The sequence below is a fragment of the Nocardioides sp. LS1 genome, assembly GCF_003865225.1.
In the GTDB taxonomy this organism is placed as follows: Bacteria; Actinomycetota; Actinomycetes; order Propionibacteriales; family Nocardioidaceae; genus Nocardioides; species Nocardioides ginsengisegetis.
Window position 1 is genome coordinate 1394870 of sequence record NZ_BIFF01000002.1, and the last position, 23748, is coordinate 1418617.

The 23748-nt window shown below is 72.8% G+C and carries 20 protein-coding genes; 9 read left to right on the forward strand and 11 right to left on the reverse strand.

Going from position 1 to position 23748, the window contains the following annotated elements; all coding sequences use genetic code 11:
• Window positions 1-15 precede the first annotated feature (15 nt).
• A complete protein-coding gene (locus tag EJF31_RS11510) occupies window positions 16-1566 on the reverse strand; it encodes a glycerol-3-phosphate dehydrogenase/oxidase (protein ID WP_125037168.1) in 1551 nt (516 codons plus the stop codon).
• Window positions 1563-2165, reverse strand: a complete 603-nt coding sequence (locus EJF31_RS11515) for a TetR/AcrR family transcriptional regulator (protein ID WP_125037169.1) — start codon at window positions 2163-2165, stop codon at window positions 1563-1565. The genes EJF31_RS11510 and EJF31_RS11515 overlap by 4 nt, the downstream gene beginning before the upstream one ends.
• A gap of 17 nt (window positions 2166-2182) precedes the next feature.
• On the opposite strand from EJF31_RS11515, the gene EJF31_RS11520 reads away from it, so the two are divergent.
• The gene (locus EJF31_RS11520; protein WP_260430786.1) at window positions 2183-3799 is read left to right on the forward strand and encodes an FAD-binding oxidoreductase; all 1617 of its coding nucleotides are present in this window, start codon (window positions 2183-2185) and stop codon (window positions 3797-3799) included.
• Window positions 3796-4713, forward strand: coding sequence for a diacylglycerol kinase family protein (locus tag EJF31_RS11525; RefSeq protein ID WP_125037170.1), 918 nt, complete (start codon window positions 3796-3798; stop codon window positions 4711-4713). The genes EJF31_RS11520 and EJF31_RS11525 overlap by 4 nt, the downstream gene beginning before the upstream one ends.
• Window positions 4714-4732: 19 nt before the next feature.
• On the opposite strand, the gene EJF31_RS11530 is transcribed toward EJF31_RS11525, so the two are convergent.
• Window positions 4733-5401 carry a pirin family protein gene (locus EJF31_RS11530; RefSeq protein WP_185736215.1) on the reverse strand — a complete coding sequence of 223 codons (669 nt, stop codon included), beginning with the start codon at window positions 5399-5401 and terminating at the stop codon, window positions 4733-4735.
• A gap of 15 nt (window positions 5402-5416) precedes the next feature.
• Between EJF31_RS11530 and EJF31_RS11535 the strand changes: the two genes are divergently transcribed.
• Both EJF31_RS11535 and EJF31_RS11540 read left to right on the forward strand, forming a co-directional pair.
• Complete coding sequence (locus EJF31_RS11535) at window positions 5417-6775, forward strand: GH1 family beta-glucosidase (RefSeq protein ID WP_125037172.1); 1359 nt, start codon at window positions 5417-5419, stop codon at window positions 6773-6775.
• Window positions 6776-7041: 266 nt separating this feature from the next.
• Window positions 7042-8277: an HNH endonuclease signature motif containing protein gene (locus tag EJF31_RS11540; RefSeq protein WP_125037173.1), complete on the forward strand. Its 1236-nt coding sequence runs from the start codon at window positions 7042-7044 to the stop codon at window positions 8275-8277.
• Between the two features lie 175 nt (window positions 8278-8452).
• Here the strand turns inward: EJF31_RS11540 and EJF31_RS11545 are convergent, their stop codons facing one another.
• The 4 genes from EJF31_RS11545 to EJF31_RS11560 are packed head-to-tail and all read right to left on the reverse strand — an operon-like array spanning window position 8453 to window position 12033.
• Complete coding sequence (locus EJF31_RS11545) at window positions 8453-8764, reverse strand: cold shock domain-containing protein (RefSeq protein ID WP_125037174.1); 312 nt, start codon at window positions 8762-8764, stop codon at window positions 8453-8455.
• Between the two features lie 17 nt (window positions 8765-8781).
• The gene (locus EJF31_RS11550) at window positions 8782-9426 is read right to left on the reverse strand and encodes a sulfotransferase (protein ID WP_125037175.1); all 645 of its coding nucleotides are present in this window, start codon (window positions 9424-9426) and stop codon (window positions 8782-8784) included.
• Window positions 9423-10118 carry a class I SAM-dependent methyltransferase gene (locus EJF31_RS11555; protein WP_185736216.1) on the reverse strand — a complete coding sequence of 232 codons (696 nt, stop codon included), beginning with the start codon at window positions 10116-10118 and terminating at the stop codon, window positions 9423-9425. The genes EJF31_RS11550 and EJF31_RS11555 overlap by 4 nt, the downstream gene beginning before the upstream one ends.
• Window positions 10119-10128: 10 nt before the next feature.
• The gene (locus tag EJF31_RS11560; protein WP_125037177.1) at window positions 10129-12033 is read right to left on the reverse strand and encodes a glycosyltransferase; all 1905 of its coding nucleotides are present in this window, start codon (window positions 12031-12033) and stop codon (window positions 10129-10131) included.
• An 84-nt stretch (window positions 12034-12117) separates the two neighbouring features.
• On the opposite strand from EJF31_RS11560, the gene EJF31_RS11565 reads away from it, so the two are divergent.
• Window positions 12118-13224, forward strand: a complete 1107-nt coding sequence (locus EJF31_RS11565; RefSeq protein WP_125037178.1) for a sulfotransferase family protein — start codon at window positions 12118-12120, stop codon at window positions 13222-13224.
• Window positions 13225-13228: 4 nt separating this feature from the next.
• Window positions 13229-16207: a glycosyltransferase gene (locus tag EJF31_RS21855; protein WP_185736217.1), complete on the forward strand. Its 2979-nt coding sequence runs from the start codon at window positions 13229-13231 to the stop codon at window positions 16205-16207.
• Here EJF31_RS21855 and EJF31_RS11575 read toward each other — a convergent pair.
• The 3 genes from EJF31_RS11575 to EJF31_RS11585 are packed head-to-tail and all read right to left on the reverse strand — an operon-like array spanning window position 16204 to window position 19931.
• Entirely contained in the window at window positions 16204-17349 is a 1146-nt protein-coding gene (locus tag EJF31_RS11575) for a MalY/PatB family protein (RefSeq protein ID WP_125037179.1), read from the reverse strand. The two genes, EJF31_RS21855 and EJF31_RS11575, sit on opposite strands and share 4 nt — an antisense overlap.
• Before the next feature lie 30 nt (window positions 17350-17379).
• Window positions 17380-19401, reverse strand: a complete 2022-nt coding sequence (locus EJF31_RS11580; protein ID WP_125037180.1) for an FAD-dependent oxidoreductase — start codon at window positions 19399-19401, stop codon at window positions 17380-17382.
• Window positions 19398-19931, reverse strand: coding sequence for a PadR family transcriptional regulator (locus EJF31_RS11585; protein WP_125037181.1), 534 nt, complete (start codon window positions 19929-19931; stop codon window positions 19398-19400). Before EJF31_RS11585 ends, EJF31_RS11580 begins: the two co-directional genes overlap by 4 nt.
• A gap of 93 nt (window positions 19932-20024) precedes the next feature.
• Here EJF31_RS11585 and EJF31_RS11590 point away from each other — a divergent pair, with 93 nt between their 5' ends.
• The gene (locus EJF31_RS11590) at window positions 20025-20477 is read left to right on the forward strand and encodes a DUF4396 domain-containing protein (RefSeq protein WP_125037182.1); all 453 of its coding nucleotides are present in this window, start codon (window positions 20025-20027) and stop codon (window positions 20475-20477) included.
• Between the two features lie 114 nt (window positions 20478-20591).
• On the opposite strand, the gene EJF31_RS11595 is transcribed toward EJF31_RS11590, so the two are convergent.
• A complete protein-coding gene (locus EJF31_RS11595) occupies window positions 20592-21539 on the reverse strand; it encodes a hypothetical protein (protein WP_125037183.1) in 948 nt (315 codons plus the stop codon).
• A gap of 280 nt (window positions 21540-21819) precedes the next feature.
• Here EJF31_RS11595 and EJF31_RS11600 point away from each other — a divergent pair, with 280 nt between their 5' ends.
• Together EJF31_RS11600 and EJF31_RS11605 are read left to right on the forward strand one after the other, a co-directional pair.
• Entirely contained in the window at window positions 21820-22983 is a 1164-nt protein-coding gene (locus EJF31_RS11600; RefSeq protein ID WP_125037184.1) for a CaiB/BaiF CoA-transferase family protein, read from the forward strand.
• A complete protein-coding gene (locus EJF31_RS11605) occupies window positions 22980-23711 on the forward strand; it encodes a glutamine amidotransferase (RefSeq protein ID WP_125037185.1) in 732 nt (243 codons plus the stop codon). Before EJF31_RS11600 ends, EJF31_RS11605 begins: the two co-directional genes overlap by 4 nt.
• Window positions 23712-23748: the final 37 nt, after the last annotated feature.

The window sequence follows — 23748 nt, forward strand, 5'->3', positions numbered from 1 at the left end:
CGGAACGGGCCGGACTCATCGGTGCCCGGCGCGGTGCTCCTCGACCAGCTCCAGGGCGCGTACGGCGGCGGGCAGCGCGGTGGCCCGGTCCTCGGGGACCAGGCCCACGCGGGTGCGCCGGTCGAGCAGGTCGTCGACGTCGGCCGCACCCTCGTGGGTGACGCCGAAGACCAGCTCGGCCAGGGTGACCGGCACCCGGTCGCTGACCGGGGCCAGCAGCTCCTCGTCGGGGAGCCCGGTGACCTCCCGGGCGTTGGCGAGGACCAGCTCGGCGTCGGTGCCGTAGCGGCGCACGAGCCGGGCCGGCTGCTCGAGCAGCGCGAGCCGGGCGCGGGTGTCGGCGCCGCTGATCGGCAGGTTGCGGGTGCGGCAGGGGCCCGCCCCGAGGTGGCCCTGGGCGACCGCGGCGTCGACGGCGTCCTCGGCCATCTGGCGGTAGGTCGTGAGCTTGCCGCCGACGATCGTGACGACGCCGGAGGCCGAGGTCAGGACGGCGTGCTGCCGGGACAGGTCGGCGGTCGAGCCGTCGCCGGCGTCGATGAGCGGGCGCAGGCCGGCGAAGGCGCCGACCACGTCGTCGCGGCGCAACGGCCGGGCGAACGCGGCCGACACGACGTCGAGGAGGAAGCCGATCTCGGGCTCGGTGGGCTCGGGCACGTCGGGGATGTCGCCGTCGGTCGGCTCGTCGGTGAGGCCGACGTACACCGTCCCGTCGGGCTGGGGCAGGACCAGCACGAAGCGGCTGGTCGAGCCGGGGACCGGGGCGAAGACGCTCACTTGGAGGCCGGGGAGGCTCTCGGCGCGGAGCACGAGGTGGGTGCCGCGGCTGGGGCGGAGGGTGACCTCCTCCACCAGCTCGCCGGCCCAGACGCCGGTGGCGTTGACGACCGCCCGGGCGGTGACGGTGGACGTGGCGCCGGTCAGCTCGTCGCGCAGGTGCACCTGGCTGCCGGTGGCGGACAGGACGCGGGCGCGGGTGCGGACGTGCGCGCCGTGCTGGGCGGCGGTGCGGGCGATGGTCGTGACGAGGCGGGCGTCGTCCTCGAGCTGGCCGTCCCAGGACAGCAGGCCGCCGCGGAGGCCGGACGGGCGCAGCGGCGGCGCCAGGGCGAGCGCCTCGGTGGCCGAGACGCGGCGGGGCCGGGGGAGGGTCTCGGCCGAGGTGCGCGCGCCGCGGCGGAGCACGTCGCCCGCGATCAGGCCGGCACGGGTGACGGCGGCCTGGAACGTCGTCACGCTGGAGTTGAGGGGCACCAGCATCGGCATCGCGTGGGAGAGGTGCGGGGCGGTGACCTCCATGAGGATGCCGCGCTCGACGGCGCTCTCGTGGGCGACGCCGACCTGCCCCTGGGCGAGGTAGCGGAGCCCGCCGTGGACCATCTTGCTCGACCAGCGCGACGTGCCGAAGGCCAGGTCGTGGGCGTCCACGGCCAGCACGGTCAGGCCGCGGGTGACCGCGTCGAGCGCGACCCCGACGCCGGTGATGCCCAGGCCGATGACGACGAGGTCGACGTCGGTGGGGGCGTCGGCGAGCCCGGGGGTGATGAGGGTGGCGGGTCCGGTCATGGCGTGAGGCTCCGGGTCAGCAGGGTGGTGAGCTCGGCGTCCAGCTCGTCCTCGGAGGCGTCGCCGTCGACCATGGTGTGGGCGGAGAGGACGAAGCCGTGGGCGGCCAGCAGCAGGCCGCGGGCGATCGCGACGGGGTTGCCGCCGCGCATCCGGCCCTCGGCCTGGCCGGCCCGGATCGCCTCGGTCGTGAGCGCGAGGATCGCGTCCTGCGAGCGGCCGCGGCGCGCGAGCAGGTAGGGGAGCAGCAGCTCGGGGTCGAGCTCCACGATCCGGAGGAACAGCTCGTTCTCGCGGAGCGTGCGGACCGTCCCGACGATGTCGGAGACCAGCCGGTCGACGGGCGACGCGGAAGCGTCCTCGTCGGCCACGATCGCGGTCACCACGCCGGACCACTCGCGCGTCATCAGGTCGCCGAGCAGCTGCTGCATGTCCGACCACGAGCGGTAGATCGTCATCCGCGAGACGCCGGCCCGGCGCGCGACCTCGGTGAGCGTCGTACGACGCCAGCCGACGTCGAGGATGCAGGCGCGGGCGGCGTCGAGGTAGGCGTCGCGGGGATCGCTCTCCGATCCGCTGTTGTGACGAAGTGACGTCATATGTCACACTGTAACACATGACGGACTCGACGACCTCCCCCGCAGCAGCCCCGGGGCTGCCCTTCGAGCAGACCGAGATGCACCCCCAGCGCTGGGGCAGCCCGGACCGCGCGGCCGCCCTGCCCGAGTCGGCGCGCGGCCTGGTCGAGATGGCCTTCGGCGTCGACGAGCGGCCCGCGCTGGAGTCCCCGGCGCTGCCCGCTCCGGCGATCGAGCCGTCCCTGCTCGACGGGCTGCGCGACGTCGTCGGGGCCGAGCACGTCCTCACCGACGACGAGACCCGCCGGCTCCGCACCCGCGGCAAGTCGACCCCCGATCTGATCCGCGCCCGCACCGGCGACCTGTCCGACGCCCCCGACGCGGTCGTGCGCCCCGGCGGCCACGCCGACGTCGTGGCCGTGCTGGCCTGGGCCGTGCAGCACCACGTGGCCGTCGTCCCCTTCGGCGGCGGTACGTCGGTCACGGGTGGCCTGGCCGCGCGCCGCGACGGCTACGCCGGGCTCGTCTCGCTCGACCTGGTCCGGATGAAGTCGCTGCTGGCGGTCGACCCCGTCTCGATGACCGCCACCCTCGAGCCCGGCCTGCGCGGACCCGAGGCCGAGGCGCTGCTCGCCGAGCACGGCCTGACCCTGGGCCACTACCCGCAGTCGTTCGAGTACGCCTCGATCGGCGGCTTCGCCGCGACCCGCTCCTCGGGCCAGTCCAGCGCCGGCTACGGCCGCTTCGACGCGCTCGTCGTGGGCCTGACCGTGGCCACCCCCACCGGTGACCTGACCCTCGGCTCGGCGCCCGCCAACGCGGCCGGCCCTGACCTGCGCCAGCTGCTGCTGGGCTCCGAGGGCGCCTTCGGCGTGATCACCGCCGTCACCGTCCGGGTCCGGAAGCTGCCGGAGGTCAAGCTCTACGAGGGCTGGCGCTGGGCCTCCTTCGCCGAGGGGGCCGCCGCGATGCGGACCCTCGCGCAGACCGGCATGTTGCCCACGGTCATCCGGCTCTCCGACGAGTCCGAGACCGCGATCAACCTTGCCCGCCCCGAGGAGATCGGCGGCGAGGCCGCCGGCGGGTGCCTGATGATCACCGGCTACGAGGGCGAGCAGGCCGCGGTCGACGCCAAGCGCGCCGCCGTCACGGCTGTCCTGGATGGGCTGGGCGGCACCGCCCTGGGCGAGGGCCCGGGCGAGGCCTGGGCGCACGGCCGCTTCAACGCGCCCTACCTCCGCGACTCCATGCTCGACGTCGGCGTCCTGGTCGAGACGCTGGAGACCGCGACGTTCTGGTCCAACATGGACACCCTCTACACCAGCGTGAAGTCCGCCCTCGAGACCTCGCTCGGCGCCGGCACGATCGTGCTCTGCCACATCTCGCACGTCTACGAGACCGGTTGCTCGCTCTACTTCACCGTCGCCACCAAGGAGGCCGAGGAGCCGCTCGCCCAGTGGCAGGCCGCCAAGGTCGCGGCCAGCGACGCGATGATCGCGGCGGGCGCGACGATCACCCACCACCACGCCGTCGGCACGGACCACAAGCCGTGGCTGGCCCAGGAGATCGGACCGGTGGGCGTGCAGGTGCTGCGCGCGGTCAAGGCCGAGCTCGACCCGACCGGCATCCTCAACCCGGGGGTCCTGATCCCGTGAGCCTCCAGACCCGCTCGTTCACCTTCCTGGTCAACCCCGCGTCCGGCGGCGGGGCCGCCCCGGACGCCGTCGTGCCCGTCGCGCGGCTGCTCCGCGAGGCCGGCTCGACCGTCGACGTCACCTACTCGCCCGGCCCTCGGGCGATGGGCGCCATCGTCACCGCAGCCATCGAGCGCGGCGACGTGGTCGTCTCGGTCGGCGGCGACGGGATGCTCTCCTCGCTGGCCGGCGCCGTCTCCACGGGCGGCGGCACCCTGGCCGTGCTTCCGGCCGGTCGCGGCAACGACTTCGCGAGGATGCTCGGGCTGCCCGACGCCCCCGACGCGCAGGCACGGTTGCTGCTCGAGGGCGACGTACGCCGCGTGGACCTGCTCGCCCTCACCCTCCCCGGCGCCGAGCCGCGGCTGGTCGCGGGCTCGGTCTACTCCGGCGTGGACGCCCGGGCCTCGGAGATCGTCGACCGGGCGCACTGGCTGCCGCGGAAGCTGCAGTACCCCTACGCCGCCCTGCGCTCGCTCGCGGCCTACCAGCCCGGCCGCTACCGCGTCAGCGTCGACGGCGTCGAGCGGGAGTACTCCGCCGCCACCGTCGTCGTCGCCAACTCCGCCTACTACGGCAAGGGCATGAAGATCGCGCCGTCCGCCTCCGTCGAGGACGGCATCCTCGACGTGGTCGTGATCGAGGCCGCGTCCAAGCTCGAGCTGATGCGCTCGCTGCCGACCGTGTACGACGGCGCGCACGTCGACCGGCCCGAGGTCACCATCCTCACCGGCCGCCGCGTCGAGATCCGCGGCCGCGCCCGCACGCCGATCCCCGTCGGCGGTGACGGCGAGCCGCTGGGTCACCTGCCGGGGTTGACCGACCAGCCGGCGACCGTCGAGGTGCTGCCGGGGGCGCTGGCCGTCATCGCCTGACGTCCATCCGGAGAACGTCCTATCCGGGGAACGTCCAGACGAGCAGCTCGGTCGGCACGGCCGCGGTCACCTCGACCCCGGGCACGTCGGTGAACCGGAACGCGTCGCCCTGCGACAGCGGCTCGGCCAGCGACGAGCGGATCAGCGCGCCCTTGCCGATGTAGACGTGCTGCAGCGGGTCGTCCGGGAGGGTCAGCGTGTCGCCGGCTGCGAGCCTGGCGACCAGGAAGCGTCCGCCGGCGACGGCCGCCGCCTCGACCAGCTCGCCGGACACCAGCGCCACCTCATGCACGTCGTAGGACGGCTCGCCGCCCGACGTCTCGGGGCGCAGCCAGGCCTGGACGAAGCGGGTCGGCCCGACGCCGGTCGCGGCCACCTCGGCGTGCGTGATGCCCGTGCCGGCCGACTGCACCTGCACCATCCCGGGGCGCACGAGCGTGGCCGCGCCGGTGGAGTCGGTGTGCTCGACCGCGCCGTCGAGGACCCAGGTGACGATCTCGAGGTCGGAGTGCCGGTGCTCGGGGAAGCCCACCCCCGGGCCGAGCAGGTGCTCGTCGTGGCAGACCAGGGCGCCGAAGCCCAGGTTCTCGGGGTCGTAGTGCTCGCCGAAGGCGAACGAGTGGCGGGTGTCCCGTCCCCGATCTCGGGTACGGAATCGCTGGGTAGCCCGACGGATCTCAACAGTCACGGGCATGATTGTCGCGTGCCCCCGCCTCACCCCGAGAGCCACCCCGAGCTCCCTCCCGGCTTCCGCTTCGGCACCAGCACCGCGGCGTACCAGATCGAGGGCGCCGCCCACGAGGACGGCAAGGGCCCCAGCATCTGGGACGCCTTCGCCGCGCAGCCCGGACGGATCAAGGACGGGTCCACGGGCGAGGTGGCCTGCGACCACTACCACCGGTACGCCGAGGACGTCGCGCTGATGAAACAGCTCGGTGTCGGCGGCTACCGCTTCTCGCTGTCCTGGCCGAGGATCCAGCCCACGGGCGCCGGCAGGCCCAACGAGAAGGGCCTGGACTTCTACGACCGGCTGATCGACACGCTCCTCGACGCGGGCGTGCAGCCGATGGTCACGCTCTACCACTGGGACCTGCCGCTGGCCCTCGAGGACGACGGCGGCTGGATCAACCGAGCCACCATCGACCGCTTCGCCGACTTCGCCAGCATCGTCGGGGAGCGCTACGCCGACCGGGTCGAGCACTGGATCCCGATCAACGAGCCCAACGTCGTCACGATGATGGGCTATGCGACCGGGGTGCACGCGCCGGGCCGGACCCTGATGTTCGACGCCCTGCCTGTCGCCCACCACCTGCTCCTCGGCCACGGACGCGCCGCGATCGCGCTGCGTGCCGCCGGCGCCACGAGCATCGGCTGCGCCAACAACCACGCCCCGATGTGGCCGGCCAGCGACCTGCCCGAGGACGTCGGGGCGACCAAGCTCTTCGACGCGATCTGGAACGGCATGTTCCTCGAGCCGATGCTGCTCGGGCGCTACCCGGCAGACCTCCAGCCGTTGCTCGCGAACAACATCGAGCCCGGCGACATGGCCACGATCCGGCAGCCCCTCGACTTCTACGGCGTCAACTACTACAACCCCATGAAGGTCGCGGCGGCCCCGGAGGACTCCGAGATGCCGTTCCTCCTGGGTGAGCTGCTCGGCTACCCGACCACCGACTTCGGCTGGCCGGTCGTCCCCGACGCGCTGCGCGAGTGGCTGATCACCTTCCGCGCCCGCTTCCGGGCCGCCCTGCCGCCGATCATGATCACCGAGTCCGGCTGCTCCTACGGCATGGGTCCCGACGCCGATGGTGTGGTGGACGACCAGCCCCGCATCGACTACCTCGACGCCCACCTGCGCGCCGTCGCAACCGCCGTCCAGCGCGGCGTCGACGTGCGCGGCTACTACACGTGGTCGTTGCTCGACAACTTCGAGTGGGCCGAGGGGTTCACGCAGCGGTTCGGGCTGGTCCACGTCGACTACGAGACGCAGAAGCGCACGCCGAAGCGCTCGTTCCAGTGGTACGCCGACACGATCGCGGCGCAGACCAAGTCGGTCGGGTAGCCGAGTCGGCGCAACTGCCGGATGTGCGGGCTTGCGCGCCGACGTTGGGTGCGGGACCTCGCGCCTTCGGCGCGTATTTACTTTGATTTCCGTGGTCGCCGCAGGGTTCGCACGAGGTGCCTCCGGGCCCTGCTTCCCGGCTTTCGGTCACTTGGCTCGACCGCTGTGATCAGGGTTCAAGATTTCTCTTCATTCTTTACCTTTCTCTGGTCGAAATAGGGGCTCTGGCCTGCGGTTTTGTCGGTGGTCCCTGCTGGAATTGATCCATGACAGCGATGGTCCAGCAGCCGCCTAGCCACCAGGTGTCGCGCGCTGTTGCCGCTGTCCATTCACAGTTCGACGAGGTCTCCGATTCCTCGCTGTGGTCGATGTCGGCCGAGGAGACAGCCGCCACGTTGGCTGAGGCCACCCGGATGGTCGCCCGGGCGCAGGAGATCGAGATGCGGGTCGCCGAGCACGCCAGGACCGTCGGCGTCGGTGAGTCGGTCGGGGCGACCTCGACCTCGAACTTCTGGGCGCACGCCACCCACCAGACCCGGACCGCGGCGCACGGGAAGATGCGGCTCGCCGTCGCGCTCGCGGCGCGGCTGGCGCTGCGGACGGCGGTCGCCGCGGGCGATGTGCTGGTCGATCAGGCGCGGGTGATCGTCGACGCCGTCGAGGTGCTCCCGGCCGAGCACCGCGATGAAGCCGAGGCGATGCTGATCAAGTTCGCCGCCGAGCACGACGCGCAGGCGTTGAAGGTGCTGGGCCGGCGGATCCTGGACTTCCTGGACCCCGAGGCCGCCGAGGCGCATGAGGCGAAGCAGCTCGAGGACGAGGAACGCGACGCCGCCCGGTCGACCAAGCTGACGATGACCGATGACGGGCACGGCAAGGTGCACGGACGGTTCACGTTGCCGTCCGCGCAGGCCGCGATGTTGAAGAAGGCGCTGCTGGCGTTCGCCGCGCCCAAGCACCGCGCCGCGGTCGACGCTTCAGTTGGGGAACGTCGTCCGTCGGCGGAGCGGAGGGGGCAGGCGTTCTGCGAGCTGATCGAGCGCTACCCGACCAAGTTGCTCCCCAAGGCCGGCGGCGTCTCCGCCACGGTCGTGGTCACGATGGACATCTCGACGTTGATGGGTGGGTTGAAGGCGGCGTCGTTGGACACCGGTGAGCGGATCACCGCCGGGCAAGCCAGGAGGCTCGCGTGCGAGGCGGGGATCATCCCGGCCGTCCTGGGTGGGAAGTCCCAGGTGCTCGACCTGGGACGCAAGCGTCGCTTCCACAGCGAGTCCCAGCGGATCGCGATGGCCATCGAGCAGGGCGGCTGCAACGCCGAAGGGTGTGACTGGCCGCCGGGCCTGTGTCACGGGCACCACCCGATCCCCTGGAGCCAGGACGGGGAGACCAACAAAGACGGGATGCTGCTCTGCCCGCACCACCACGCCCGGGCCCATGACCCGAAGTTCACGATGACCAAACAGGCCGGCGGGAAGGTCGCCTTCACCAGGCGGACATAGGCCGACGTACGACCAATTCTGTGAACCTTGATCACGACGGTCGAGCCGGGCGACCGAAAGCCGGCAAGCAGGGCCCGGAGGCACCTCGTGCGAGCCCCGCGGTGACCACGTAATTCTCTGAACCGCGCCGTAGGCGCGGCCACCCGCACCCGACGGCGGCGCACCAGGCCCTGCGTCAGTCGGCCGCTTGGGTGTCGTCGAACTCCAGCCTGAGCGAGCTGCGGTAGGCCTCGGAGGGCTCTGTCGACTCCTCCGGCGGGGACGGGTCCGCGCCTGCGGGCCACACGGCGGTGGCGCTGAACGCGTAGCCGTCCTGGTCGGCGGTCTCGAAGGTGAACTCCACGTCCTGCCCGGCGTCGAGCGTGCGGTAGCCACGGACCCGCACCACGCCGAAGTGCGCCCAGCAGCCGCCGGGGGTGGCCGCGGAGTCGATGACGCCCCACCCGTCGTCGCGGTGCCACTCGCGCACGCGGCCCTGGGACGTCATGCGTCGAGTGTGCTCGATCAGGTGGAGTGCCGCACGGCCATCGTCGCGCGGACCTGCTGCTCGTCGTAGGGCTCGCCGAGCCAGGCGTACATGCCGGCGAGCGTCGACGGGTCGGCGACGTACTCGTCGTAGTGGACGCGGTACGCCGCGTCGCCGAGGTCGTCGGCGACGTCGAGGATCCGCCGCTCGATGCCGGCGAGCTGGTCGGACTTGTCGCCGTCGGCCCACCACTTGCTCTTGAGGACGTCGGCGTGGTCACGGGTGTTGACCAGGAACCGGGCTCCGGGGAAGACCTCACGCAGCCACGCGACGTACTCCGGGAGGTCCGGCTGGTACCAGCGGATCTCCTTGAAGCCGGTGACCCGGGTGTCCTCCTTGGGCCGCAGCACCGTGTCGAGGACGAGCCGGCGGGTCTTGGCCAGCGCCTTGCGGCGCGGGTAGTCGGCGGCGCCGAACCACGGGTGCGTGCGCATCCGGAGGGCATCGGTAGGGCCGGCCTCGCTGGCCCGCTCCATCGCCCGGTGGAAGTCGTAGAGGTGGTGCACGGCGTCGTGGTTCTCGCCCCGGATGAGCCAGCCCGGCTGGGCGTTCAGCAGGCCGGAGAGCAGGGTGGAGCCCGACCGGCCGTAGGTCATGACGAACAGGTAGGACAGGTCCCTCATCGACGCCGCAGGACGTACATCGACTGCCCGTCGGTCTCGCGTCCGTGGACGTACTGCTCGACGGCGAGCCCGGCGTCCCAGAGCGTCGCCTCGAAGAAGCGGCGGTCGAAGCGCACGCAGTGCAGCGCGCCCTTCCAGTCCAGCTTGAGGTAGTCGGTGGGGTTCTCGACGCAGTCGGGGACGTCCTCCTCGACGAACGCGGTCATCCACGCGCGGCCCTCGGGCGACAGGATCCTGGCGATCGTGCGGCCGTAGCCGGCGATGTCCTCGGTGAGCATGTGGGAGAACACCGAGTAGGAGTAGAGGACGTCGACGCTGCCCGGCTCCGCCGGGATGTCGTAGGTCTCGTCGCCGTCGGGGTTGTAGCGCGCGTTCTTCTGGTCCACCAGCGTGAAGCGCGTGTGCTCGTCGCTGAGGTGGTCCCGTGCCCAGTTGAGCAGCTCGGGCTGGACGTCGACGCCGTGGTAGTCGGCCACGTGGCCGAGCAGGTGCTTGACGCCGACGGCGAGGCGGCCCGCGCCGCAGCCCCAGTCGAGCAGCGTCTTGCGGCGGGTCAGGCCCGCCGTACGACGCAGCATCCGCACGTCGCGGATCCCGGCCTCGATGAAGTCCTGGTCCTTCTTGAAGTGCGCGCCGCCCATGCGCAGCGGGCCGGGCGGAAGCGGGATGTCCATCGGCAGGTCGGTGCTCACGCGGGGGAGTCTACGAGCGGGCGGCGCGCTGCCGCAGCGCCGCGTCGAGCAGCGTGGCGGCGCGGGCGTCGAAGGAGTGCTCGGCCACCACCCGGTGCGCGGTGGCCAGGCGTGCGTCCGCATCGGGGTAGTGCCGCTCGAAGTCGCCGGTGGCGAGCCGCCGGAAGTCGTCGACGTCGCGGAAGACCGGCACCGAATCGCCCACCACGTCGCTCAGCCCCGCCACGTCGTCGCTGAGCAGCCGGGCCCCGCAGGCCAGCGCGTCGAAGACGCGGTTGGAGACGAACCCCTCGGTCCGCATGTCCTCCCAGTGGTCGTTGAGCACCAGCCCGGCGCCGGCGTACAGCCGGCCGAGCTCCTCGTTGGGCACCGACGTGCCAGCGACGTCGGGCCACCACTCGGCCCAGCCGGTGCCGTAGAGCGTGAGGTCGGCGCCGGTCTCGCGGGCCGCCGCGACGACGGGGCGCAGGACGCCGCGCGAGCCGCCGACGAACAGGAGCCGGGGGCCCGTGTCGGGGTCGGCGAGGCCCGGGTGGAAGCGGGTCGGGTCGGTGCACTGGAGGAGCGGGGTGATCGGAAGGCCCCACTCGCGGCTGCGGTGCGCGGCCCACGCGGTGCCGGCGGCGAACGCGACGTCGTACGCCGCGCACTCGGCCGCCGTGACGTCCTCGGGGTGGCTGATCACCCACAGCAGGTTGACCGGGCCGGGCTGCGGGGTCACGGCGTCGAGGCCGCGGATCGTCAGCACCACGTCGTCGGTGCTGCGTGACGCGCGGCCGCGGGTCTCGGGGTGGTCGACGGTGACCCACTGGCCGAGCCGGCCCAGCGCGTCGCCCAGGGACCGGGCGAAGTGCAGGTCGCCCCAGTGCCCGCCGATGCCGGCCGGGGCGGCGATGTCGAGCGCCCAGCGCAGGGCGGGGCGTCCCTCGACCACCCGGATCGGCTCGCCGGAAGCGTCGTACCCGGCACGACCCAGCAGTTGCTGGGTCGAGGACACCCGGGCGGCGGTCGCCTGCTCGGACGGCGGCCCGTCCTCGCGCGGCTGGACGACCCGGCTGGACGCCACGAGGACCGTGTCGCCGTCGGCACCCTCGCGGCGGGCGAGGACGCCCGGCCAGGGCGCGGGCAGCGCGAGGCCGTCGAGCCGTTCGGCGTCGCCGGTCGGGTGCCCCGCCAGCAGCGGGGCAACGCCCTTGGAGGTGTACGCCGCCCCCGCGGCCGCGACCGTGAAGTCGGGCGCGAGCAGCAGGGGCTGGGCGGCCGCGACCCCGTCGCGGTCCAGCGCGGCGACGAGGTCGTCGAGCCAGGGCCAGCGCGGGGCGTTGACCGACGGCCGGACGTCGACGACGACGGGCGCCGGGACAAGCTCGGTCGGCGCGACGACCCGCACCGACGGCAGCCCGCCCGCGACCGACCGCAGCACTCGTGTCGCGGCCACCCCGTCGGTGACGAGCAGCGCGGTGGCGTCGGGATGGAAGCGGGCGAGGTGCCGGGCCCAGCCGACGGCGCGTGCCGGGTCGGCCACCTCGACGCGGACGACGACGTCGGCGACCGGGGACCGCGGCAGGTCGGGGAGCAGCTCGGCCGGGTCGTGGTCGGCCAGCCACTCCTCGAGCGGGCCGGTCTCCTCGATGTCCACGAGCGGATGTGGCGAGCGGGTCCGCTCGTGCGGCGAGCCGAGGTAGAAGCTCAGCGGGTCGGGTGCCTTCTTGCGCCACTTCCCGCCGGGGTAGATCCAGCGCGGCTCGAAGAGCGGGTGCGGCGAGAGCTCCGCGTCCTGCTCGGTCACCCAGTGGACGGCCGCCTCGGCGCGGGAGCCGAAGGTGCGCCCGGCCTGCGCGGCGTACCAGTCGGGGTCGAAGAGACGCGACTCCACGACGAGCGCGATCGCGGCATCTTCGGCGGCGCTGGGCATCGCTCGACTCCTCTCCCGGGGGTGCTGGCAGGGCCCAGCCTGCACCACACGGGGCGGCCCCGGCGTTGCCGTAGGCTGACCGCCATGTCGAGCCCCTCGGCGGACCGCCCCGCGTCCCGGCAGCCAGCCCCCGCATCCTCCCGTCGCATCGTGTTCGTCGTCGGCTCCGGCCGCAGCGGCACCAGCACGATGTCGGGGATCCTCCAGACGCTCGGGATGCACGTGCCCCAGCCCGAGGTGACCCCCGACGAGACCAACCCCAAGGGCTTCGGCGAGCCGCAGTGGGTCGTGGACCTCCACGACGAGCTGCTCAAGCGCAGCAACGTGGCCGTCTCCGACGCCCGACCCGGCGCCTGGCTCGAGGCCGGCAAGCTCGCCACCGTCGACCCGCTGCGCGACCGCCTGCACACCTGGCTGGAGCAGCAGTTCGAGGAGGGCGGCGACGCCCTCGTCATCAAGGACCCGCGGCTGGCGTGGTTCATGGGCCTGTGGCGCGCCGCCGCGATCCGGGCCGGTGCCGAGCCGACGTACATCACCATGCTGCGTCCGGTGACCGAGGTCGTCGGCAGCAAGCAGCGGCACTACAACTCCCGCTTCGGCGAGGTCAACCGGACCGCCGCGTGGGTCAACATGATGCTGCACACCGAGCGCGCCACCCGCGGCTCGACGCGGGCCTTCGTCCGATACCACGACCTGCTGACGGACTGGACGGTCCCGGTCTTCCAGCTCGGCGAGCGGCTGCACCTCGACGCCGTCCAGCGGGCGTCGGCCAACGACATCCGCGCGGTCCACCAGTTCATCGACCCCTCGCTGCGCCGCGTGCAGCTGACGTGGGACGACATGGAGGTGCCGGCCCGCCTGCAGGAGATCGCCGAGGAGTCCTCCCAGGCGCTCAGCCGCCTGGCCGACGAGGACGGCGACATCCCCGAGGTGCACGCCACGCTCGACGAGCTGCGCGCCGCCTACTCGGAGTTCTACGAGGAGGCCGAGGCGGTCACCCAGTCGACGGTCGCCGCCGTACGCCGCGCCGCCGGCGGTGGCCCCGGTGGTCCGGGCGGTCCGGGTAATGGCGGGCCCAAGCCGCCCGAGCCGGAGCCGAGCCGGGTCGACGTCGTCCCGCACAAGGTGCGCGCGATGATCCCCGCCAGCGTCCGCCGCGGGGCCCGCAAGGCCCTGGGCAAGGAGCGCTGACCGCGTGGCCGCCGAGATCACCGCCGACATCCCCAACCGCGAGGGCCACGAGGGCTTCGACGTCGTCTGGCCCTGGCAGGAGGGGCCGCTCAAGCCCGGCCTGACCTGCGTCTTCCGGGTCCGCAACGAGGCCCGCAACCTCCCGTGGGTGCTGCCGCCGATGCTCGAGGCGGTCCAGCACGTCGTCCTCGTCGACAACATGTCCGACGACGGCACCGGCGAGGTGGCGCTCGAGGTGGCCCGATCGGTCGGCGCCGAGGACCGGTTCACGCTCGCGACGTACCCCTTCAACGTCAGCCGCGCCGGCGCGGAGCACCTGCGCACGCCGGCCGACTCGGTGCACTCGCTGACGCACTTCTACAACTGGTCGTTCTCGCACGTGAAGACCGCCTACTCCATGAAGTGGGACGGCGACATGGTGCTGACCCGCGAGGGCGTCGCCGCGCTGTCCGACCTGAGCTGGCAGCTGGAGAACTCCCAGGCCGTCGTGGCCGTGCCGCGCCACCCGCTCACGGTCGTCAACGAGTCCGAGGCGTGGATCGACCTCGGCATGAAGTTCCTCGAGCCGTGGGTCTATCCCATGGGCCCGGAGTTCACGTTCGTGAAGGCCTTCGAGTGGGAGGTGCGGGAGTTCCCCGAGACCTCCGAGCGGATCGTGCTCAACGACGGCCTGTGCGTGGAGCTGAAGTGGCTCGACCAGGACGAGTTCGCCCACTGGACCGACACCGACTTCGGCAAGGCGCGCGCGCCGCGCAAGCAGCGCGAGTGGGAGGTCGACCAGGCCATCCGCGAGGGCCGCGCCAACGCCGTGCCCGGGCTGGTCCGGATCGTCGCGCCCCCGGGCGTCCACGTCGTCGACCACGTCACCGACACCTGGCTGCCCGAGGCCGAGCGACCGCTCGTACGCCGCGGGCGCGGCGCGGGCGGGATCTCCCGGTCCGCCGCGGAGTCCGTGCAGGCGACGCAGGCCGCCGCCGCGTCGGCCGTGAAGGCCGCCGACCAGGCCGCAGCTGACGCCGATGACGACGGCGACGACGATGACGACACCCCGGCCCAGCGCGGTCAGGGCGGTGGTCGCCGCGAGGCCAAGATCAAGGACCTGCCGGGCGGCACCGGCGAGCTGACCGACGCCATCCTGGCCCGCAGCCCCCACGTCGAGCGACTGCGCCAGTTCGTGCGCAACTCCCCGGCGCCGGCCCTGGTGATGCTGCACCCCGACCTGGAGTACCTCCGCCCGATCTTCCCCGAGGCCTGCGACCTGCTGGTGCTGCCGGCCCACGAGGTCCCGGAGGGGGGCCGCTGGGGGATGATCATGCTCGTCGCGCCCGACCGCGACGCCCTGCGCCGCACCTGCCCCGCGTTGCCGCCGACCCGCGGCTCGCAGCGGATCGCGCTGTGGCTCGACGAGTCCGACCGGGCGATCACGCTCGACCCGCGCTCCGACTGGCCGGTGATGACCCACCTGCACGCGCGCCGCATCAGCCGCACCGCGGCCCTGACGATGGCGATCTTCGGCGACCCGGTCTCCGGGCACGCCGCGCTCGCCGAGATCGCCCGCCAGTCCGTGCCGCACGACGTCGGCAACCGCGGCCTCCGCGTCGCGGTCCACGGCGATGCGATCGCGCCCCCGGGCGACGTCAACGCCGTGCGCATCGACGAGGTGCTCAGCGCCGCCGACCCCGAGCGCGACGTGCCGCCCGACGTGGTGCTCACCGACGGGCCGCGCGACATCGTGCTGCCCGAGCACCCCGTGCTCGGCCGGGCCCCGGTCGTCGTCGACGACACGTCCGGCCCGCTCGCGCTGGGCCCGCTCGACGAGCGGATCCTCAACCCGATCGGCTTCGGGCCGGTCGAGGACGACGCCACCAACGCCACCCTCGGTGTGCAGGAGGACGGCGCCACCTCGCTCGTGATCGACGGCCAGCCGCACCGCGTCGAGCTGGGCCGCGGCGCCACCGAGGCGCTCGTCCGCTCGCTGCGGCCGGCCCGCGGCGTCGAGCTGACCTGGCCCGAGACCGAGGACCGCGGCCTGGCCCGCGCCGTCGCCGGCCTGGCCATGACCGGTGTCCCGCTCGTCTCCGCCACGGTCCCGACGTGGGCGACCGACCTGCTGGGTCCGGCCGTGTCCGCGGCGATCACCGCCGAGGTCGACCTCGCCGACCGGCTGGCCCGCGAGGAGCACAGCATCGTCCAGCGGCGTGCCGCGCTGCGGGAGTTCGCGTCGTTCGGCTGGCGCAGCCGGATCGGTGCGGCCGTCGGCGTACGCGTCGCCAGCCAGCCGTCGGTCTCGGTCGTGCTCGCCACCAAGCGCCCCGACCGCCTCGACTTCGCGCTGCGCCAGGTGGCGCGCCAGCGCGGCCTCGACGGGCTCGAGCTCATCCTCGCGCCGCACGGCTTCGACGTCGACGAGGCCCACGCCCGCAAGATCCTCGGCGAGGACAAACAGCTCACGCTGCTGCCGCAGTCGGCGGACACGATGTTCGGCGACGTGCTCGCCGCCGCGACCAACGCGGCCTCGGGCGACGTGGTGCTGAAGATGGACGACGACGACTGGTACGGCCCCGACCTCGTGGCCGACCTGCTCCTCGCCCGCACCTACAGCGGCGCCGACCTGGTCGGCACGCCCGCGGAGTTCGTCTACCTCGAGCCGCGCGACCTCACGATCCGGCGCAACGACCCCTCGGAGATGTACGCCAAGTTCGTCGCCGGCGGCACGATGATGATGGAGAAGGGGACGCTGCGCAGCCTCGGCGGCTTCCGCCAGGTCCGCAAGTACGTCGACGCGACCCTGCTCTCCGACGTGCTCGGCGCGGGGCTGTCGCTCTACCGCACCCAGGGACTGGGCTACGTCTTCCGTCGCGGCGACTCCGGGCACACGTGGGAGGCGTCGGTCGACTTCTTCCTCGACCCCGACCGGATCCAGGCGAAGTGGGACGGCCTGCGGCCCTCGCGGCTGCTGGAGCTCGACCCCGCCGACCTCTAGGGACGGCGTCCCGCGACGGCGGCGGCGAGGCGCTCGACCATCTGCTCCAGCCGGAGCGGTGTGGTCGCAGTGTTGAGGCGGACGTGCCCGGCCAGCCCGGGCTGGTAGGCCTGCCCGGCCGCGACCCGCACGCCGTGCTCCAGCCCGGCGGCCGCCGGGTCGTCGAGGCCGTAGTCGCGCAGGTCGACCCACGGGAGGTACGTCGCCTCCAGCGGCCGCATCCGCGCCTTGGGCAGGTGCGTCTCGAGCAGGTCCGTCAGGAGCGTCCGCTGCTCGGCGAGCCGGGTGACGAGCGCGCCGTGCCAGTCGTCGCAGTCGGTCCACGCGGTGACGGCGGCGATCATCCCGAGCGGGGAGTAGGCGTGGTTCTGGGGCAGCGGGATCGCCCGGAGGGCTGCCTGCTCGGCCTCGTCGAGCACCACGACCTGGGCGGTGTGCAGGCCGGCGGTGTTGAACGTCTTGGAGTGGCTGGTGACGAGGATGCCGGTGGGGTCGACCTCCAGGTAGGGCGTGAACGTCGCCCCCGGCAGGACCAGCGGGCCGTGGATCTCGTCGGCGACGACGCGGGCGCCGTACTGCCGGGCGAGCCTGCCGAGGTCCTCGAGCTCGTCGCGTCGCGGCACCCGGCCGAGGGGGTTGTGCGGGTTGCAGAGCAGCAGCGTGCGGGCGCCGGCGGCGAACGCGTCCTCGACCTGCCGGAGGTCGAGCGCGGCGGCGTCCTGGTCCTCCGCGTCCGGGTCGACCGTGACGTGGACGAGCTCGCGGCCGGTGAGGGTGACGATGTCGCGGAACGGCGGATAGCACGGCAGCGGCACCACGACCGGTCCCGGCGGGCAGAGCACCTCGAGCGCGATCCGGATGCCGGCGATCACGTCGCCGACCACGACGCTCGCGTCGGCCGGCGGGCTCCACGACCAGTGCCGGTCGGCGAACCCGGTCAGCGCCGCGCCCACCCCGAGGTCGCCGAACGGCGGGTAGCCGGCCGTGCCGCGGCGTACGGCGTCCGTGACCGCCTCGACGACCGGCTCCGCCAGCGCGAAGTCCATCTCCGCCACCCAGGCCGGCACCACGCCCGGCTCGACGGCGCCCCACTTGCAGGGCAGGGCCTCGCGGGCCTGTTCATCGGTGAGGTCGACGATCATGCGGCGACCCTAGCCAGCCGACGAATCTCCTCAGAGCGCGGCCGCCACCCGGGTGCCCTGCTCGATCGCCCGCTTCGCGTCCAGCTCGGCGGCGAAGTCGGCCCCGCCGATCAGGTGTGCGCGGCGGTCGCGACCGTCGGACGAGCCGGCGGTGAGCACCTCGTCGTAGAGGCAGCGCACGGACTCCTGGCCGGCGCAGAGGACGACGTGGTCGACGTCGAGGACGCGCGGCTCGCCGTCGACGGTCACGTGCAGCCCGTCGTCGTCGACGCGGTCGTAGGTGACGCCGCTGACCTGCACGACACCCGACTGCTTGAGCACGGCGCGGTGTGCCCAGCCCGAGGTCTTGCCCAGGCCGATGCCGATCGGCGTGGTCTTGCGCTGCAGGAGCGTGACCTCGCGGACCGGGGTGCGCGGCTTGCGCTCGGTCAGGCCTCCGGGGTGCACCGACGGGTCGCCGACGCCCCAGTGCGCCATCCAGTCGTCGAGGTCGTCGGCGGGGTCGTGGGTCAGGAAGTGGCTGACGTCGACGCCGATCCCGCCCGCGCCGATCACGGCCACGCGCCGCCCGGGCACGACGGCGCCGGAGAGGACGTCGGCGTACGACACCACCTTGTCGTGGTCGATCCCCACCAGCTCCGGGACCCGCGGCCGGACGCCGGTGGCCACGACCACCTCGTCGTACGTCGCGAGGTCGGCCGCCGTCGCCTCGGTGCCGAGCCGCACGTCGACGCCGAGGACCTCGAGGCGGCGGGTGTAGTAGCGCAGCGTCTCGGCGAAGTCCTCCTTGCCCGGCACGGCCATGGCGAGCCGGAACTGGCCGCCGACCGACCCGGACTTCTCGAAGAGCGTGACCGCCAGCCCGCGCTCGGCGGCCGAGACCGCGGCCGACAGCCCGGCGGGGCCGGCGCCGACGACGGCGACGGTCTTCTTCCGGACGGTGGGGGACAGGACCAGCGTGGTCTCGCGGCAGGCCCGCGGGTTGACCAGGCAGGAGGCCTTCTGGTTCTTGAACACGTGGTCCAGGCACGCCTGGTTGCAGGCGATGCAGGTGTTGATCTCGTCGGCCCGGCCGGCGCGCGCCTTGGCCACGATCTCCGGGTCGGCCAGCAGCGGCCGCGCCATCGAGACCAGGTCGGCCTCGCCCGACGCGAGGATCTCCTCGGCCATCGCGGGGCTGTTGATCCGGTTGGACGCGCAGACCGGCACCGACACCTCGGCCTTCAGCCGCGCGGTCGCGGAGCGCCAGGCGCCCTGCGGGACCTGGGTGATGATCGTGGGGACGCGCGCCTCGTGCCAGCCGATGCCGGTGTTGAGGACGGTGACGCCGGCCTGCTCGAGACCGTGCGCGAGCTCCACGACCTCGTCCCAGGTCTGGCCGCCCTCGACGAGGTCGAGCAGCGAGATCCGGTACATGATCGGGAAGTCGTCACCCACCAGGTCACGCGCCCGCCGGACGACCTCGAGCGGGAAGCGCATCCGCTTCTGCGCGGTGCCGCCCCACTCGTCGGTGCGGTCGTTGGTGCGTGCGGCGAGGAACTGGTTGATGAGGTAGCCCTCGGACCCCATCACCTCGACGGCGTCGTACCCCGCCTTCACCGCGAGCGCGACGGTCTTCGCGAAGTCGGTCGCGGTGCGGTCGACGGCCTTCGTGGACAGGGCGCTGGGGCGGAACGGCGTGATCGGCGACTTCTTGTTCGACGCGCTCACGCTCAATGGGTGGTAGCCGTAGCGGCCGGCGTGCAGCACCTGCAGCGCGATCGCGCCGCCCTCGGCGTGCACCGCGCCGGTGACCTCGCGGTGCCGCATCGCCTGCAGGCGGGTGGTCAGCTCGGACGCGAGCGGCTTGAGCCAGCCGCGCTTGTTGGGGGCGTAGCCGCCGGTCACGATCAGGCCGACCTCGCCGCGGGCGCGCTCGGCGAAGTACGCCGCCAGCGCGGGCAGGTCGCGGACGCTGTCCTCGAGCCCGGTGTGCATCGAGCCCATCACGACCCGGTTGCGGATCGTGAGGTTGCCCAGCGTGATCGGGGTGAGCAGGTGGGGGTAGTTCATCGCTCGTGTGCCTCCAGGTACTCGGTGAGCCACTCGACCCAGAACCGCTCCGTGCGGATGCCTCCGCGCAGGACGAGGTACTGGTCGAGCTCGGGTCCGGTCAGGGTCTCGGGGTGGGGGTGGTCGCGCTTCTCGAGCTGCTCGTAGTGCGCCAGCCGGAGCTGGTGGTCGGCCAGGTTGGCGCGGACGACCTCGAGCACCGCGCCGGGATCGGCGTACGACGCCCCGCGCATCTTCACGGCCAGCTCGCTGCGCAGCGGCTCCATCGGGGTGGGTGCGGCCAGCCAGTCGGCGAGCACGCGCTCGCCGGCCGGCGAGACGGCGTACACCTTCTTGTCGGGCTTGCCGGTCTGCGCCACCTCGGTGACCTCGACCCAGCCGTCGGCGTCCATCCGGGCCAGGACCTTGTAGATCTGCTGGTGGGTGGCGTGCCAGAAGAAGCCGATCGAGCGACCGAAGCGCTTGGCGAGCTCGAGCCCGGACGCCGGCTGCTCGCGCAGCGCGACGAGGAGGGCGTGTTCGAGGGCCATGGCGGACATCGTGCCGGACCTATGCAACTAGTTGCAAGGGTCGGTCGCGTCACACCCCTTGATAGATACCCCTAGGGGGTATATGGTCGCACCATGGAAACCTCCTGGAGGATGGCAGCCACCGCGACCCTGCACTGCCTCACGGGCTGTGCGATCGGCGAGGTGCTCGGCATGGTCCTGGCCACCTGGTGGGGCTGGGGCAACGGCGCGAGCATCGTGCTGTCGGTCGTGCTCGCGTTCTTCTTCGGCTACCTCCTGACCTTCACCGGCGTGCGACGCGCCGGCCTCGACGTCCCCACGGCCGTCCGCACGGCCCTCGCTGCGGACACCGTCTCGATCCTGGTCATGGAGCTCGTCGACAACGGCACGCTCGTGGTCTGGCCGTCCGCGATGGCCGCGACCCTGGCCGACGCGCTGTTCTGGGTCTCGCTCGTCGCGTCGCTGGCGATCGCCTTCGTCGTCACCGTCCCGGTCAACCGCTGGATGATCGGGCGTGGCCGCGGGCACGCCGTCGTGCACGAGATGCACGGCCACGCGCACCACTGACGCCCGAGCGGTGACCTGTGAACCCTTTCCCGACTCGCGATGGTTCATGGCTCACCGCTGGTCGCGTCCAGCGGTGAGCCATGAACCATTGCTGCGGCCCATTCGGTTCACCGCTCACCGCTGGACGGGCTGTCGCGGACCAACCGCCGTGGACACCCGCGCGAACAGCAGCAGCCACCGCTCGCCGAAGGTCGGGGCGGGGCCGTCGTATCCCCGTGCAGCCAGGGCTCGGTGGACGTCGAGGACGAGGCGCCGCGGCTGGGCCAGCTTCTCGTTGGTGATCTGGACGTAGGGGATCGCGGCGTTGCGGTAGAGCTCGTAACGGTCAATGTCCGAGACGTACTGCGTGCGGTCGAGCTGGTGCTGGGTGCCTTCGTACTCCAGGGCGAGCGGGCCCCACTTTCGATACAGCAGGTCGGGGGTCAGGATCACGCCGCCGACGTCGAGGGCGCCGTTGGACTCCGGACGGTCGAGGCCCGAGAACGTCAACATCGCCCGCGTCTCGCTCTCCTTGAGGGACCGGCTGCGTTCGTCGAGGTGGTCGAGGAGCCAGATCGCCTCGTGTGCGCCGTCTCGCCAGAGCGCGCCCAGGGCCAGGTCCCTCAGCTCGGCCCGGGTCATGTGGCCGTGGTGGAGCAGCCAGTCCCCGACCTTGATCGCATCGATGACGCGTGCACGCGCCACGTAGGAGAGGTACGCAGCGGCGGGGGTGACCATGCGTCCATCGGCCGGCGGCAGCTTCTTCGTCCGGTGCAGGAAGATGCCGTCGAGGGCGAGGTGGTGGTCCCCCTCGATGACGAAGCGAAGCGGTTGCCGGGCGCCGAAGTCCAGACCCAGCGCGCGGATCCGGCTGATGCCGGTCAGGAGTGCCCGGTCCGGCATCGCGAGCATCGCCGCCGCGACCCGGTCGACCTCGGTCACCTCGAGGTCGCGATGGCGCCAGACGCGGGGATGGATGCGCACGAAGCGGGAACCCTGCAGCATCCGGTCGGTGATGCCGAGGTCCCGGGCGGTCCCACGCAGGAAGGGCCCGGTCAGGAGTTCGGGAGGAAGGGAGTGCATGTCCCGGATCGAACAGCGACGGATCCCCGATGCCAGGCGGCTGCGGGGCAGCCAGTGGAAGGCCATGCACGAGCGCAGCTCTGTGGAGGGTTCGCGGCGGGCGCCCGAGCGGTGACCTGTGAACCGAATGCTCGGCCGATTCGGTTCACCACTCACCGCTCCACGCGCCCAGCGGTGAGCCATGAACCCATTCCGCAACAGAAACGGTTCGCAGCTCACCGCCCCAGGCGCCAGCCGAGACCCTCGCGACCGTGACAGTGAACCTGTCATGATCGCCGGCATGAGCTACGAACTCGGTCAGGGCACGGGTCCGCTGAAGGGCGTCAAGGTCGTCGAGATCGCGGGCATCGGCCCGGGGCCGCACGCCTGCATGATCCTGGCCGACCTCGGCGCGGACGTGATCCGGGTCGAGCGGCCCGGCGGCCAGTTGCTGGCGGGTGGTCCGCACAACCTGCTCAACCGCGGCCGGCCGAGCGTCGCGCTGGACCTCAAGAAGCCCGAGGCGGTCGCGACCGTGCTCGAGCTGGTCCGGGACGCCGACCTGCTCGTCGAGGGGATGCGGCCCGGTGTCGCGGAGCGGCTCGGCTTCGGCCCGGAGGACTGCCGGGCGGTCAACCCGCGGCTGGTCTACGGGCGGATGACCGGCTGGGGGCAGGACGGTCCGCTCGCCAGCGCCGCCGGCCACGACATGAACTACATCTCGATCACCGGCGCGCTCTTCGGCCTCGGCCAGGACAAGACGCGGCCGCACTTCCCGAGCAACCTGGTCGGCGACTTCGGCGGGGGGTCGACGTACCTCGTCATCGGCCTGCTCGCCGCCCTCCTCGAGGCCCGCGTCAGCGGCGAGGGGCAGGTCGTGGACGCCGCCATCGTCGACGGCACCGCCCACCTCAACGCCATGACCTCGGCCTTCCTCGCCGGCGGCGGCTACCGCGAGGAGCGGGCCGCCAACCTGCTCGACGGCGGCGTGCCGTTCTACGACGTCTACGCCACCTCCGACGGCCGCCACGTGTCGGTCGGGGCGCTGGAGCCGCAGTTCTTCGCGACGTTCGTGGAGCTGCTCGGGCTGCCCGACGACGCGCCCGGCCAGACCGACCTCGACCGGTACGACGAGCTCCGCGCGCTGATCACCGAGCGCTTCGCGAGCCGCACCCAGGCCGAGTGGATCGAGGTCTTCGAGGGCACCGACGCCTGCGTCGCCGGGATCATCCCGCTCAGCGAGGCGGCCCACCACCCGCACATGGCCGCCCGCGAGGTCTTCGTCGAGCGCGACGGCCTGGTGCAGCCGAGCCCCGCGCCGCGCTTCTCCCGCACCCGGCCGAGCCTGACCACCCCGCCGACGCCGGCGGCCGGCTCGGACACCCGCGAGGCGCTGAACGCCTGGGGGATCGCGGACGTCGACAAGCTGCTCGAGGCCGGGATCGCCGTCCAGGTCGACCCGTGAAGCCCTTCCTCTTCCTCGGGACCCGCGCCGAGGACGACGTCGCCGACGACGAGTACGCCTCGGTGCTGCGCTGCTGCGGCCTCGACGAGGGCGACGTACGACGGGTGCGCGTCGAGCAGGACGGCCTGGACCCCGTGGACCTCGACGACTGGTCGGGGATCGTGCTCGGGGGTGGACCGTTCAACGTCAGCGACCCCGAGGCGGGCAAGTCGCCGGCCCAACGCCGCGCCGAGGCCGACCTCCGCGAGCTGGCCCTGCGCGTGGTGGAGGCGGACTTCCCGTTCTTCGGCGCCTGCTACGGCATCGGCACGCTGGGCAACCTCCGCGGCGGCCTGGTCGACCGGACCTACGGCGAGCCGATCGGCGCGACCTCGATCCGCCTGACCGAAGCCGGCCGCGCCGACCCGCTCTTCGCGGGCGTGTCCGACGAGTTCGCGGCGTTCCTGGGCCACAAGGAGGCGGTGACCCGGCTGCCGGAGGGGGCGGTGCTGCTCGCCTCGTCGCAGGCCTGCCCGGTCCAGGCGTTCCGGCTCGGCAGCCACGTCTACGCCACGCAGTTCCACCCCGAGCTGGACGTGCCGGGCCTGGTCCGCCGGGTCGAGGCCTACCGCGACCACGGCTACTTCGACCCGACCGAGCTCGAGCAGGTCCTGGCCCGGGCCCGCGCCGGGGTCGTCACCGAACCGCCGCTCCTGCTGGCGCGCTTCGTGGAGCTCCACGCGCACTGACGGCCTTGCGCGACCCGAGTGACCTGCGCCACTTCCA